The 14723-nt window shown below is 40.7% G+C and carries 15 protein-coding genes; 12 read left to right on the top strand and 3 right to left on the bottom strand.

Translation table 11 applies throughout. From position 1 onward, the window contains the following. Positions 1-186: 186 nt before the first annotated feature. From A7P54_RS15330 to A7P54_RS15320, 3 genes are read left to right on the top strand one after another with little or no spacing between them, the layout of a single operon-like run. The gene (locus A7P54_RS15330) at positions 187-660 is read left to right on the top strand and encodes a YfiR family protein (protein WP_004804270.1); all 474 of its coding nucleotides are present in this window, start codon (positions 187-189) and stop codon (positions 658-660) included. Between the two features lie 5 nt (positions 661-665). Beyond that, positions 666-1889 carry a diguanylate cyclase gene (locus A7P54_RS15325; RefSeq protein ID WP_004804267.1) on the top strand — a complete coding sequence of 408 codons (1224 nt, stop codon included), beginning with the start codon at positions 666-668 and terminating at the stop codon, positions 1887-1889. Positions 1890-1897: 8 nt separating this feature from the next. Continuing rightward, on the top strand, positions 1898-2377 hold the full coding sequence (locus tag A7P54_RS15320; protein ID WP_004804266.1) for an OmpA family protein: 480 nt from the start codon (positions 1898-1900) through the stop codon (positions 2375-2377). Between the two features lie 48 nt (positions 2378-2425). Here A7P54_RS15320 and A7P54_RS15315 read toward each other — a convergent pair whose 3' ends face one another. Further along, on the bottom strand, positions 2426-3436 hold the full coding sequence (locus A7P54_RS15315; RefSeq protein ID WP_171550077.1) for a metallophosphoesterase: 1011 nt from the start codon (positions 3434-3436) through the stop codon (positions 2426-2428). 103 nt (positions 3437-3539) lie between these two features. Between A7P54_RS15315 and A7P54_RS15310 the strand changes: the two genes are divergently transcribed. Further along, positions 3540-5168 carry a phospholipase D family protein gene (locus A7P54_RS15310; protein WP_171550076.1) on the top strand — a complete coding sequence of 543 codons (1629 nt, stop codon included), beginning with the start codon at positions 3540-3542 and terminating at the stop codon, positions 5166-5168. Here A7P54_RS15310 and A7P54_RS15305 read toward each other — a convergent pair. After that, positions 5161-5991 (bottom strand): lysophospholipid acyltransferase family protein, encoded by an 831-nt coding sequence (locus tag A7P54_RS15305; RefSeq protein ID WP_004804261.1) that lies wholly within the window; start codon positions 5989-5991, stop codon positions 5161-5163. The genes A7P54_RS15310 and A7P54_RS15305 overlap by 8 nt on opposite strands. Positions 5992-6181: 190 nt before the next feature. Between A7P54_RS15305 and A7P54_RS15300 the strand changes: the two genes are divergently transcribed. The 6 genes from A7P54_RS15300 (at position 6182) to A7P54_RS15275 (ending at position 10031) form a co-directional block, all read left to right on the top strand. After that, positions 6182-6322: a hypothetical protein gene (locus tag A7P54_RS15300; RefSeq protein ID WP_004804260.1), complete on the top strand. Its 141-nt coding sequence runs from the start codon at positions 6182-6184 to the stop codon at positions 6320-6322. A 74-nt stretch (positions 6323-6396) separates the two neighbouring features. Continuing rightward, on the top strand, positions 6397-7740 hold the full coding sequence (gene hflX / locus A7P54_RS15295; RefSeq protein ID WP_171550075.1) for a ribosome rescue GTPase HflX: 1344 nt from the start codon (positions 6397-6399) through the stop codon (positions 7738-7740). Positions 7741-7783: 43 nt separating this feature from the next. Next, positions 7784-8146 carry a hypothetical protein gene (locus A7P54_RS15290; protein ID WP_171550074.1) on the top strand — a complete coding sequence of 121 codons (363 nt, stop codon included), beginning with the start codon at positions 7784-7786 and terminating at the stop codon, positions 8144-8146. Between the two features lie 11 nt (positions 8147-8157). After that, positions 8158-8826, top strand: a complete 669-nt coding sequence (locus A7P54_RS15285) for an LrgB family protein (protein WP_171550073.1) — start codon at positions 8158-8160, stop codon at positions 8824-8826. Positions 8827-8913: 87 nt separating this feature from the next. After that, positions 8914-9357, top strand: coding sequence for a DUF2147 domain-containing protein (locus A7P54_RS15280; protein ID WP_017401947.1), 444 nt, complete (start codon positions 8914-8916; stop codon positions 9355-9357). A 224-nt stretch (positions 9358-9581) separates the two neighbouring features. Continuing rightward, positions 9582-10031 (top strand): DUF2147 domain-containing protein, encoded by a 450-nt coding sequence (locus A7P54_RS15275; RefSeq protein ID WP_005318122.1) that lies wholly within the window; start codon positions 9582-9584, stop codon positions 10029-10031. 62 nt (positions 10032-10093) lie between these two features. Here A7P54_RS15275 and A7P54_RS15270 read toward each other — a convergent pair whose 3' ends face one another. Beyond that, positions 10094-12277: a carboxy terminal-processing peptidase gene (locus A7P54_RS15270; RefSeq protein ID WP_171550072.1), complete on the bottom strand. Its 2184-nt coding sequence runs from the start codon at positions 12275-12277 to the stop codon at positions 10094-10096. A 249-nt stretch (positions 12278-12526) separates the two neighbouring features. Between A7P54_RS15270 and nagZ the strand changes: the two genes are divergently transcribed. After that, positions 12527-13549, top strand: a complete 1023-nt coding sequence (nagZ, locus tag A7P54_RS15265) for a beta-N-acetylhexosaminidase (RefSeq protein WP_171550071.1) — start codon at positions 12527-12529, stop codon at positions 13547-13549. A 280-nt stretch (positions 13550-13829) separates the two neighbouring features. Beyond that, positions 13830-14672, top strand: coding sequence for a class I SAM-dependent methyltransferase (locus A7P54_RS15260; RefSeq protein ID WP_171550070.1), 843 nt, complete (start codon positions 13830-13832; stop codon positions 14670-14672). Positions 14673-14723: the final 51 nt, after the last annotated feature.

Genomic DNA, 14723 nt, shown 5'->3' with positions numbered 1-14723 from the left:
TAAATTATCTTAAATTATTGCCTCGAACGCTTATTTTTTGAACTGAACAGTTACTTTTAATGCTTTTTCTTTGTGTTTAAGAACTTTTTTTAAACAATTAAGTCCAGTAGAATATGTCTCTTGCTTCACATTTTTTGGCACTTTTGATTGAAAATACGGTTTGCTGGTAAAAAGGCTCGATATTTATTGCTTGCTGCATCTTTTGCTGCGAGCCCGCTTTGCTATGCCATATCAACGCATAACTTCTATGAATTGGCTTTATCAATATTAAGCTATAGCAAATGGTCGAATACAAATCGGCCAACCATTTGCGTCATAGACAATCAAGATGCTGCGAATCAGTTCCAAAGCAATATTCGCCAGCTTGCTTATGAGTATCAAGTTCAGGCAGTCAGCGCTAAAGACTTCCCAAAAACAGAATGTCATGTTGCCTATTTCACAACAACATCACCGCAACAACAGCAAAACTTGATTCAAGCCTATCCGTCCCGATCATTGCTTTCATTAAGTACCAATAACCCAGCCTGTGAAATTGGCAGTATTTTCTGCTTATATAATAAGAAGACCTTTTCTACTTTTAAGGTAAATTTGGATGCGTTAAGTTATTCCAAAGTGCATATTGATCCTCGTGTTTTACTTTTAGCAAAGAATGCAGGGTGAACAGGATGATTTCTAATTTATATCAATCAACTTCCTTGCACGCCTTATTCCGTAAGTCGCAGTTTGCGATCTTTGCAATTACTTTCGTAATTTGTTCTTTTACATTCGCCACAATTTCCATGTTCACTATGGAAACCTATGCGAAACAAAATTTACAGTTATTAAGCCAAACAGTTCTAGAACGTGTTCAACCTGCAGTGGTGTTTAGAGATAAAGGTGCAATTGATCAGATCCTTGATGATTACACCAGTGAACATGCTATCCGCAGTATTCATGTTTATGATCCACAGCAACAACTATTGGCTGAAAGTACCAAAAAAGTTGCACATACCTCAGTGATGCAAGATTTAATGGATCGTTGGTTTTTACATGATCCCGTTAAACTCATGGTAGTCCATCATAAGAAAAAAGTAGGCGAACTGGTGCTCTATGGTAGCTCCGAGAATATTTTGCACTTTTTAAAGACCATTATTATTGGTCTTGCAATTTCAATGTTCTTCATTGTGATTGCTTTATTGTGGTCGGTGAATATTACCTATCGCCAAATTATGCAAGCAATCAAGCCACTCACCCATATTGCACAATTGGTCAGTGATCAAAAGGCCTATAACTTACGCTTCCCCAACAACCATATTCACGAATTTCAAAATTTAAATACCGTATTTAATGAACTGTTAGAAGAAATCCAAATTTGGCATACTCATCTGCAAAAAGAAAATCGTCAACTGTCATTCCAAGCTCATCATGATCAACTAACGAGCTTGCCAAATCGTCATTATTTTTATCAAGAATTATTTAATATCTTCGAAAACCCGCAATATCGTCACAACTCGGCCTTATTATTTATCGACAATAACAAGTTTAAAATGATTAATGATGAGTATGGGCATTTAGCTGGTGATGCGGTTTTAAAAGAAATGGCGTCTCGTTTAAGACTATCGGTTCGCCATGAGGATTTTATTGCGCGCTTAGGTGGTGACGAGTTTGCCATCATTCTACATGCAATCCATCACACTGATCATTTAACAACAATCGCTGAAGGCGTTCTCGCAAGTTGTGAGCAGCCTTTAGCGTTTAACGGACAAATGATTCATTTCGGTTTTAGCTTAGGGGTTGCTTTTTCTCAGTTTGCAGAGAATCCAGAGGATTTAATTATGCAAGCCGATCAAGCCATGTATAAAGCTAAAAATTTAAACCCACATTGGTTTCTTTATAAACCAGAAATTTAGGACATGTTATGCGCACTCACACCATTAAAATTTCATTTATTGCGTTGCTCTGCCTAACATTGGCTGGCTGCTTGAGTTTTGGCCCGTTGAAATATCGTCAGGTCAAGATGCTGAAGAAAGAAGGTTTCGTGCTGACAGATGAAGGCTGGACACTAGGCCTACCTGAACGTTTATTATTTGATTTTAATAAGGCAGAGATCAAACCTGAACATCAAAAAGAGATTGTTCGTTTGGCCACTCAATTAAATAAATATGACCTACAAAAATTAAAAATTGTGGGTCATACCGATGATATTGGTAATCCAGAATACAATCAGAAACTCTCTGAAGAACGTGCTCAAAGTGTTTCGACAATTTTTGTCGCTCAAGGCTTTAAGCAAAATAACCTAACTGTAGTGGGTCGCGGCTCAAGCCAACCTTTTGTAGCCAATACATCAGATGAAAACCGTGCCAGCAATCGTCGCGTCAATGTCATCATCATTCCATAAACAAACCGATTCAATAAAAAAACCGACGCAATGCAGTCGGTTTTTTATTTAAATTAGTTCGATGATATCAATCGTTGGCGGCACCCGAAAACGAAATGGGACCCCTACCATCCCCGTCCCGACCGTGACAAACACATCGGCATGTTCATGGGTATAGAAACCCTTCTTGTGCCCCAAAATAGAAACCCGTTTCATAATATAACTGGTGATCCAAGGCAATTCGATCTGCCCGCCATGCGTGTGTCCTGAAAGCATTAATGGCCGTGTTGGCAGTTCCGGCACCATATCGACCGTATCGGGGTTGTGTGACAAAATCAGCCAAGGTTTATCTTGAGGTAAGTCAGGCATAAAGCGCATATTGGCCTTACCCGCCCACAGATCTCCAATCCCGATCAAACGGAACTCATCAAAATCGACAATCTTTCCCTCAATATCCATCACGTTATTCTGTTCAAGTGCCCGACTTAACAAAGTTTGAATTGGAGGACCAGGATATTGTTCATCATGATTACCAGGAACCGAATACACAGGTGCTTCAATTTGCTTGAGTACTTCAAGCTCCTGTACCAAGCGATTCTCAGGTTCATAGGTCCAATCACCCGCCACCACCACCAAATCAGGTTTCGCCTGATTCAACTTCTTGACCATATTCTTCAATTGCCGCTCATGCCCTGAAAATAATCCGACATGCATGTCTGCAACCAAAGCCACTTTAATCGGTTGATGAAACTCACGCTCTGAGTTCAAACGATACTGATGATGTTGAACATGAATTTTGTGTGGTTCAATAAAACGCGCATAGATCAACACACTGCTAAGTAAAAATACAAATCCTGCTTGATGAAGGCTGTAATATCCAACCCAGCCAGCATAAATACTAAAAAACCAGAGTGGGACTAATAAATAAGACAGATAAAACGCCAATAAATGTACAAAGGCTTTAAATGGATGGATGGTTTCTGTACGTGCTTGATGAACCCAAGCTTGAATCAATGCCCAAAATGCCAGAACGGCAAAAATAAGATAAAAACCAAAAATAATAGTATCCGAATTCGACATTACAGCCCTCATTAACTTTACCCTAGGGACATACATCTCATCTTATATTTATCTTTTTCGATGAAGTGGTATACTCGAGCCCAACTTTTAATCAGTAACGATTATGACGCAATTTTCTCATTTAAATAGCAAACATACAAAGATAAGTACAAGTACTTACAATAAAAGTATGCTTGCGATTTATTGCTCAATTGCACTGACCGTTACAGGTTGTAGTACCTTACCTAAACATAAAATTGAACCTGTTATTCAAACAACCACACAAATCGACACCTCACAAACATCTTTAGCGCAAGTGATTCGCCCCTTACAAGAACAGCACCCCGAGCTCACGGGTTATCACGTTTTGTATGAACCTTTAGAAGCACTTGCAGCTCGACTTCGTTTAATTGATAAAGCCGAAAAAACCTTAGATTTACAATACTATATTTGGGACAATGACAAAGTTGGGGCTTTGGCCTTGCATGCACTGATCCGTGCTGCAGATCGCGGTGTTCGCGTTCGACTATTGATTGATGATAATAATGCCAAGCATACCGAAGGTATTTTTTTAGCTTTGGCACAACATCCCAATATCGAGGTAAAACTATTCAATCCTTACCGTTTCCGAAAATATCGTGCAATTGATATGGTACTGGATCTAAAGCGCATTAACCGTCGTATGCATAATAAGAGCTTTATTGCCGACCATCAGGTGGCTTTGATTGGTGGGCGCAATATGACCAACCAATACTACAATGTCAGTGATACCTATCAGTTTTCTGACGTGGATGTGATGCTATTCGGTACCGCTGTAAATGATATTTCCAAATCATTTGATGACTACTGGAACCATGAATATGCCTACGATGTCCGAGAAGTGGTTAAACAAAGTGCTCACCGTTTAAGCTATGAAAGTTTGAAAGAGCAACTTGATGAGCACTATAAACGAATCACGGTACAAAACTATGTTGATTTGACCAGCCACTCTCAAGCCGTCGACGCACTCATGGATCGGGATATTTCACTCGATTGGGTCAAAGCAGAAGTGGTCAAAGACTCACCAGATAAAATCAAATCTAAAGCTAAAAAAGAAGAACATCTCAACTTCCAGTTAATTAACCACCTCGAACAACCCGAAAAAAATATCGATTTAATTTCTGCTTATTTTGTTCCTGAAAAGAAAGGAACAAAAATTTTAAGTGATTTGGCAAAAGATGGTATCGAAGTCAGAGTATTGACCAACTCATTTAAAGCCAATGATGTAGCAGTGGTACATGCTTTTTATGGTAAATACCGCCAAGAACTGCTGGAAAATGGCGTACAGCTGTATGAGTTCTTACCTGCTTTAGATAAAAGTGATCTGGATAAACATACCGAAGATCTGGCCAAAAAAGCCAAGGTGAATATCAAAGGTTTAAGTCGTTCGAGTCTACATGCCAAACTGATGGCACTAGATGAAAAACAGGTCTTTATTGGTTCTTTTAATTTTGACCCGCGTTCCGCTTATTTGAACACCGAGATTGGCGTATTACTGAATAGCCCGCCATTGGCACAAGCAGTACATGCGACCATGGATCAGAACCTAAAGACTTACGCCTATCGCTTGGTTTTAGATGCCAACAAGAAAATCACGTGGCAACGTGAAACACCACAAGGTCCTTTGATTTACACCAAAGAACCCAAAATGAAATGGTGGCAAAGAGCAGGCATGAAAGTGATTTCATGGCTCCCAATTGAAGGATTTATGTAGTTTCCACGCTTTCTGGTAGTACGGACAATACTTTTCGCTGCAAGCGCTCTAGACCAGCACGCATTTGGCGGTCGACTTCCTTGGTCAGCGTTTCTACCGTATGCCCTTCGACTGGAATGGCAGGTAATGTCATTAAATGTGCAGTGACTTGAGGCATCTCCAAAACTCGTTGCACATGCTCTGCAAATGTCATTTCACCGATAAACGGTGCAACCAAATCCAGTTCACCTTGTTGGTTCACATAGCAAATCACACAAATCTGCACAGGTCGTTGTGCTTCAATTGCAGCACCTAATAAGCGGCCATGTACTTTTTTGACTTTACTGCCATCGGTGGTGGTTGCTTCAGGAAAGAACAGTACAGGAATATCTTGTTTTAAGAATTCAGTAATTTGCTCACGAATGCGAATCGAATCACCTGAACCACGCTTAATAAATAAAGTGCCACCGCCTTTTGCCAAGTTTCCTAAAATAGGCCATTTTTCAACTTCGGCTTTGGCCAAGAAAAAGATGCGTGCACCCGAGCCCAACACTGCTACATCTAACCAAGAAATATGGTTACTCACCCATAAGGCAGGCTCACGCGGAATGGTGCCATGAACTTGGACTTCAATATTAAAGACTTCACACAAACGACGACAGAAATACTGTACATAACGGGTATTTACTGGATTATTTGGATCTTTATATAAACCATGCCGGTAAATGAGATAGAAGCCTTCACCAATCGTCTCCAGACCTGAGGCTAATTTTTTACTGTATAAACTAAACTTCGAAAACAAACTTAAAGGTGTGTTATTTACTGTTGTTGCTTGTTGAGTCATAAATTCTTAAAACCGTACGCATGTATGCACGTGTGCATTGAATTAACTCTGTTATATCATGTCGATATTGCCTTATAGAAGTTTCCTTCATAACAAAAAACGAATGTGAGCATAAATTTTTTCAATTTTAAAAGATTTATCAGATCAAATATTATAAATAAATCGAATTTACAGATCAAAAGGTGATGTGATGAACCAGCAAAGCACGACATCTGAGCCACAAACCACTATTCCTTATGGCTATGCCTTAAGAATGTTTCTAGGGTGGTCAATTTTGTATATGGGCACATTAGTCGGATTCATTGAACTTTTACGTCGTAATGTCATATAAATCCACTAAGTCTTTGCCCTTTGCTTGAAGTTTATTCTAGAATAAGATTTTAAAAATAAGGATTTCAGAGCAGCGTGGAAAATTTTGAGCAGCGTCAAAGTGGTGAACGAGCAATTTTAGTTAGTGTATCCGTTCAACTTCTCGATGACCTCGATGCTGAAGAGTTTCAATTACTCGCCCAATCCGCAGGTGCTGAAATCCTTGAACATCTCATTGTACAACGTAATAAACCTGATCCGAAGTTTTTCATCGGTTCAGGAAAAGTGGATGAGATTGCAGAACTGGTCCAGACTCTCGAAGCGGAATTGGTGATTTTCGACCATTCACTCTCGCCCGCACAAGAACGTAATCTAGAACGAATTCTCAAGTGTCGCGTGATTGACCGTACTGGTTTAATTCTGGATATCTTTGCACTCCGTGCACGTACTCATGAAGGGAAATTACAGGTTGAGTTAGCTCAGCTTAAACATTTATCCACCCGTTTAATTCGTGGTTTTACGGGCAATTTAGAACAACAAAAAGGTGGTATCGGCCTACGTGGCCCTGGTGAATCACAACTGGAAACAGACCGCCGCTTGATTCGAGTGCGTATTACTCAGCTCAAAGATAAACTGATTAAAGTACAGCAAACCCGCTTACAGGGTCGTGCTGCACGTCAAAAAGCTGCCATTCCAACAATTTCGCTAGTGGGATATACCAACGCGGGCAAATCGACTTTATTTAATATTTTAGCCAAAAGCGATGTATATGCTGCCGATCAACTATTTGCAACGCTCGATCCCACTTTACGTCGCCTAGACTGGGACGGTATTGGCACCGTTGTACTGGCCGACACCGTTGGATTCGTTCGTAATCTACAACATGATTTGGTGGAATCGTTCAAAGCCACCTTAGAAGAAACATTAGAAGCGACCTTGCTGCTACACGTTATTGATAGCAGTAGTCCGAATATGCCAGAACAGATTGAAGCGGTAGAATCAGTCCTCAAAGAAATCGGTGCCGATGCCCCAATTTTGCATGTCTACAATAAAATTGATCTCAGCGGTGATGCCGCCAAAATCATTTATAAAACAACTGACGTCCCTGATCGTGTCTATGTTTCAGCCCATGCTGGGCAAGGCCTTGAATTACTCAGTCAAGCCGTACAACAATGTCTGATGGGACAATTGCAACAGTTTGACTTAGTGCTCAAACCCGCTTACGGTAAACTGCGAACACAGCTCTATACCCTGAATGTGATTCAATCGGAACAGTATGATGAGCAAGGCGACCTCCATATATCCGTATGTATTGCACCGCATAAACTGGAACAAATCATTAAACAAGCCCATTTACCATTAGACGAAATTCTTGGAAAAAAAGCTTCCTTATTTCAACGCCCTTTGGAAGAATTTGAAATAGATCATCCGTCCCTATAATTACGATCAGCCATCGTTCCGATAAACGAGAGTTAGAAAGAAAATGAAAAATATTGATTGGACAGCTTGGTTTGGCACGATTTTATTAATCATTGTCTATCGTGAAGGAGCTGTCGCAATCACGCATGCTTTTGGTCATCCTGAATTGGGCAATCTGGCTGGGCTGATTAGTTTATTAGCAACATTGTTAATCTGGAGACGTTTTAGAAAAATCTCCAATCGCCTGATTGATACCAACAACAAAATCTTAAAAGAAAGTGCATTTGCTTTTCTACCGATCTGTGCAGGTTCATTAATTATGCTGGTACATATGGGCAAAGAAATTCCTGCCTTCTTATTTATCTTAACTTTCAGTACATTATTGCCATTATGGATTTATGCCAAAATGGCGAAACGTTGGTTATAAGGAGCTGATCTATGTCAATGGTTATCTATGGCTTCATCATTACCTTCATTAGTTATCTTCTTGCCAAACCACTGAATCAAAAATTCCCACAAATTCCACTGATTGTGTTTGGCATGTTTATTGTGATTGCTTTCTTGGCAATCTTTGGCATTCCTTACCAACAGTATATGAATAACGTGAATGGCGTTTTCAACCATCTACTCGGCTATGTCACAGTTGCCTTGGCAATTCCCTTAGCCGCGATGCGCTATGATGATCTACCGCTAAAATCGATGATTGGGATTTTATGCTTTGCCAGTATTAGTGCGGTTGCCCTACCAATGGGACTGGCCTATTTACTGCACATGTCTGAGCCAACCATCATGGCTTTTGCAACGCGTGCTGTGACTACTCCAATTGCCTTGAACATCGCAACCCTACTGCATGCTCCTTTGATGATGGTGACACTGATTGTGATTTTATCAGGTGTGATTGGTGCAGCATTCTCCCCTTGGATTTTAAAACATATCCATGACGAACGTGCTTCTGGTCTGGCACTAGGTTTAGCTGCGCATGCAATTGGTACAGCTCAAGCATGGCAACGCGGTCCTGTCACAGGCCGTTACGCAGCCTTTGGCATGGCAGTAAATGGTGTATTTACAGCCATTTGGCTCCCGACCTTTATTCTATCTTTATCTTAAAATTTGCCGCAGATATCACATAAAGATTGAACTAGTTGTCATATATCCGCCATAATGTAAGCTTAAACGTTAAAAGGATTTTTAATGATGGGCAAACAATTATTAAGTGCGTTACTTTTATCTGCGGTGAGCAGTTTTACTTTTGCAGAGGATATTACGGGGCTCTGGCAAAGTATTGATGACAAGACGGGGGCGCCTAAAGCATTGGTTGAAATTCGTAAAGAAGCGAATGGAACATATGCAGGCAAAGTAGTTAAAATTACGCCACGTACAGGTTATACACCTAAAGAAACCTGTGTGGATTGTCCTGCACCCTATACCAATAAGCCAATCATTGGTTTAGACGTGGTAACGGGTTTGAAATATAGCGAAGGCTTGAACTATACCAATGGTCGTATTCTCGATCCAAATTCAGGCAAAATTTATAGTATGAAGGCCAAACTCAGCGCCAATGGTAAGCGTTTGCACTTACGTGGTTATCTCGGTGTATCGGCATTGGGTCGTAATCAGATCTGGATTCGTGCTGAGTAAAATCAATAAAATTTAGAGCCATTATACGCACTTCTCTCTGATCAAATTGATCTCGGTTCTAGCTAAAAGCTTCTTCATATCGTGAAGAAGCTTTTTTAATTTCAATATAAAAAATAATTGAAATTTCAAATATTAAAAATATACAACCGTAAAATAATGATTGAATCTCGAATTAGAAATCCGAAATAATAGCAGGACAGCCATGGCAGCAAGGAGGCTTTAACATGAACATGTCGACAAAACTGATCTCTTCTCTCTTCTTATTTACACTCAGTCATTTTGCTTTTGCTCAAGACATTGCTGGGATTTGGCAAAGCGTTGATGATGTAACAGGTGCCCCCAAAGGACAGGTTGAAATCATACAAGAAGCCGATGGCTCCTATACGGGTAAAATTATCAAAATTACCCCACGTACAGGCTATACCCCCAAAGAATTATGTACGGGCTGCCCTGCACCTTATACCAATAAGCCAATTTTAGGTTTAAATGCGATTACCAAGCTAAAACATAAAAAGGACCTCACCTACACAGGTGGGAAAATCTTGGATCCGAACAGTGGCCGTGTCTATAGCTTGACTGCAAAACTCAGTAGCAATGGGCAACGCTTACATTTACGTGGCTATATCGGCGTCTCTGTACTAGGTCGTAGCCAAATCTGGATTCGGGTCAATTAAGTTGATACAAAAATAAAAAGCCCTGTTATACAGGGCTTTTTATTGATTGAATGATGAAGGGCTTAACGACCTTGCAACTTCGAATAATCTAACAGGACATTTGCCGCTTCATTGATGAAGGTTTCTTCTTCAGGCAATGGTGGACGCAAATGTGCTTTCATTTTGGCACGAGATTCAACCAATGCATCAATAGATGCCTGATAACTTTCCCAGTTTGCATACGGTGCTAAACCTGTTGCAGTGCGGCGTTGATTTTCTGCATTCAAGGTTTGTTTCTCAAGATCAATCAACTCGGCACGGCGCTGATTAATATCGAGCACCACTTTCTTTTGATCCGAAGTTTTCTTGGCAATTGCTTTACGTGCTTCTAAATATTTAAATTGAGAATCTGCCGCAACACGTTGTTCAGATGATTGAGTCAATTTAGCAACGTACGGTTGCACTGAACCTTCACGTTTGAATGGTGCTGTTGGAATGGTATCCCACTTCAAGGCATTTTTCGCTTTACGCTCACCAAACTCCTCATTGTAAATATCAACCAACTTAATATCTGGGATCACACCTTTATTTTGGGTACTACCACCCGTAATGCGATAGAACTTACGTTGCGTCAATGTTGCCTGACCATAAGCCAAAGAGTCTAATTGAACCTGTGCCGTCCCTTTACCTGTCGTAGTACTACCAATGATAATCCCGCGCTCATAATCCTGAATCGCCGCAGAGTAAATCTCACTTGCAGAAGCAGATGCTAGGTTAACTAATACTGCCATTGGGCCTGCATAGATTTGCTCACCACCATCGGTATCTTCAAACACATTGACATTACCGTTACCATCACGGATTTGCACCACAGGACCAGACTTAATCACCTGACCGAGCATACGCGCAACTTCTTCGAGAGAACCACCTGGGTCATTACGCAAATCAACCAAGATACCTTCTACTTTTTGTGCCTTAAGTGAATCTAATGCTTTGGCTGTATCTTCAGAAACTGAACGATATTCAGTACCTGCACGACGCGAGCGGTAGTCAAAATAGAAAGATGGAATTTCAATCACCCCAAACAGATGCTTTTTACCATCACGGGTAATTTCAACTGTACGTGAACGCACACCTGCATCTTCTTCTTGAATAATGTCACGGGTTAAAGTCACATTACGTGCTTGACTCATCGATGCACCTGCACCCAATAAACGCACCACAACTTTGGTACCGCGTTTACCACGAATCAATCCAACAATTTCCGAGCTCGGCCAACCAATTACATCCACCATTTTCTCGCCATCTTGCGCGACACCAATGATGCGATCACCTGATTTTACCTGACCAGATTTACTTGCTGGCCCACCTTCGACGATGGTTTCAATCTTGGTGTAATCTTCATTACCGCGTTCAGGACGAATCGAAACCCCAATCCCTTCCAGCTGCAAAGTTGTTTGACGATTCAACTCCATCGCATCAATCGGTGGATAGTAGTTACTATGCGGATCGTAAGTCGCCAACATTGCATTCAGGGTTTTATCAAGTACATCATCACTTTTCACACGACCAATACGTTCTAGCTGACGGGTATAACGCTTGGTTAAGGTCTGAACTGGAGTTAAATCTTCAGGTCCTGTTAAATCTTGACCATTGGCAAGCGATGGATCTGCTTTTAAAGCTTTTTGCTTTGCCTGCTCTTCTTCTTTGCTAATGGTTAAATTGATCAACTGTGACACTAGCATTTGCTGCCAATGTTGTTGCTGCTCAGCCGTCGTTTTGAAATATGGTGCTTTTTCACGATCTGTATCGAGATAGACATCTTTTTGATTTAAGTTCTGCGGCTTTTTCAACTCAGCTAACATAAACTCATAAAATTGTTTCAAACGATCACGATATTGCCCATGGATCAAAAAAGGTCCAGTTAAATTACCCGCTTTCAATGAGCTACCAAAATTCGAACCATATTTTTTTTGATATTCTTCAACTTCACCACTTAAAAATAATGAATGATCTGGATCAAGGCTATCCAAATACATATTCAAAATACGGTTTGAAGTTGCTGCGTCTAAGCGCATATTTAAATAATGTTGGCGATCAACCAATGTGGCTAACTGACGTGCGACCAATGCCTGCTCTTGTGATGGTTTGATTACCGTTGAAACGACAGGTGCTTCCGTCGCCGCAAATGCCTCATTCATGGTATGAGAGAAAAATAAACCACCAGTCGCAATCGCAACTGCACACGCTATCATTTGAAGTTTCATAAAATTTTGGTACTTCCTTGGATATGGCAATTATTACACGCTGATACTGTCAATATGAACACATTTCATTCGATACTTTACCAACTTGTAGAACTCATTGGTCGTCATAAATAAATGACCAATAAGCACTTATCATCAATATCATGTAGTTTTATCATATTCTGTACTGACAAAATGTAGCAAATCATTGCACAATTTAGCTATCGTTTTTTTCATCAATTTTTTCATCAAAATTCAAACGGAATCCTTATGATCGGCGCATTGATGCTGGATATTGCTGGCACAGAACTTACTCAAGAAGATATTGAACTATTACAAGCTCCGCAAGTCGGTGGCATGATTTTATTTGCGCGAAATATTGAATCTCCTCAACAAGTTCGTGCTTTAACCGACCATATGCGTCAAATCCGCCCAGAGATCCTTATTGCGGTGGATCAGGAAGGTGGCCGCGTACAACGTTTAAGACAAGGTTTTACCTTACTCCCAGCCATGGGACGTCTAGGTGAACATTACCTGAGCCATCCACAACAAGCGCTCGAACTGGCTGAACAATGCGGCTGGTTAATGGCAATTGAAGTCCTCGCGGTTGGTATTGATTTTAGCTTTGCGCCTGTTTTAGACCTGAATGATGTCAGTGATGTGATCGGTGACCGCGGCTTTGCCAAAAATATGCAAGACATCGTGCCACTAGCAGATGCCTTTATGCGCGGTATGAAAAAAGCAGGCATGGCAACGACCGGCAAACATTTTCCTGGCCACGGTTCAGTCAAAGCTGACTCGCATGTTGCAGCTGCAATTGACAGCCGCTCGTATCAAGAAATCTATGACAAAGACATGCAGAGCTTTATCAAATTAATGCCACAGCTTGATGCACTGATGCCAGCCCACGTGATCTATGATCAAGTCGATCCAAATCCAGCAGGCTTCTCACCCTTCTGGTTACAAGAAATCTTACGTCAACAACTTAAATTTGACGGCGTACTCTTCTCAGATGATTTGAGTATGCAAGCAGCTTGTGTTGCAGGCGGTGCCGACGCACGTATTCAAGCTGCTTTAAATGCAGGTTGTGATATGGGCTTAGTCTGCAATGACCGTGCAGCTGCATGTACTGCATTGGATGGAATCCAAACATTAGCGTTACCAAACCAACAACGTTTAGAACGTATGCGCGGTAAAATTCCAAATATTCAGGTTGGTACCACATTAACTTTAGACGATGAAAACTGGTACAGCGTCAGAAAAGTCATTGAAGAGTTTAAGAATTCGTTCTAACTTACTTCACATCAAAAGATGTTTTTGCCGATATACGATACTCGGTAATGTCATCCGCAACCTGCGTGATTTCAAAAAGATAGATATAGTCTGTCAATATGCTGAAATTAATCACATGCAAGGAATGAACAGGTTTTGCGGATGACAATGCCTTTGGTTACTTTGGGCGAAACCAAAGTAACTCCAGCTGAAAGCTTATCCTGATATCAGATGAGGACTCAGCAAGACACCGTTATAAATATCGTTAAAAATAAGAATTAGGGAAAAGAGTCTAGGACAGATGACACAACAACTTTCGAAACATCGCCACATTTCATTTACCGCACACTACACCGGCTACATCTGGTATCAAATGGGGATCTCACATCCAGCACTAGCAACAGCAAAAGGCAAAACACTGGCAGCCTTAGTTCATCCAATTGAAAGCTGGGCAGAAAAATATGTCGGTGGCAGTATGCGCACCACGCTTAAACAACGCCACAGCATCTTGGATAACCACTTAAAAGAATTGATTGAACAACACCCTAATCTTCAAGTACTAGAAATTGCATGTGGTCTATCACCACGAGGCTGGTGGTTTAGACAACATTATCCAAATATCACTTACCGTGAATTGGACTTACCCGATATGGCAGCCACCAAACAAGCTGCACTACAACAAATTGAAAGCAATGTAGATGAAGTTCTGTCTGTCGACTTATTTACCGATGCCTTTGCTGCTGCATTTGAGGTATTTGATCCGCAACGTCCCTTGGTGATTATTAGTGAAGGACTCATCAATTACTTTGAAAAACCAATGTTACAGCAACTCATTCAAGCCATTGCCAACTACGGTCAAAACTTTAAAGAGCTGCATTATTTAACAGACATCTATCCAGAACCTACCCAAAACAAACTGGCAACCATTATCTGGAACAGCAGCCGTTTACTAAAATGGATGTCACGCAGTGCATTTAGTTTTCATTTTAAAAACCCAGCCGAGGTCGAAAATTTCTTCCAAGAAGCAGGCTTTAATCAAGTTGAAGTCCTGCAGCCAAAGCAGTTTTTTGAACACACACATCTAGAAAACAAACAGCAACACTTAGGTGACTTGGTCTGGGTGATTCAGGCGAGCAATAAATAGGTAGCATAAAAAAAGGGAAATGGTCATTGACCACTTCCCTTTTCAAATCTT

It is taken from the genome of Acinetobacter sp. Ac_3412 (assembly GCF_013072675.1).
GTDB lineage: Bacteria > Pseudomonadota > Gammaproteobacteria > Pseudomonadales > Moraxellaceae > Acinetobacter > Acinetobacter higginsii.
This window is presented reverse-complemented; position numbering and strand designations above follow the sequence as displayed.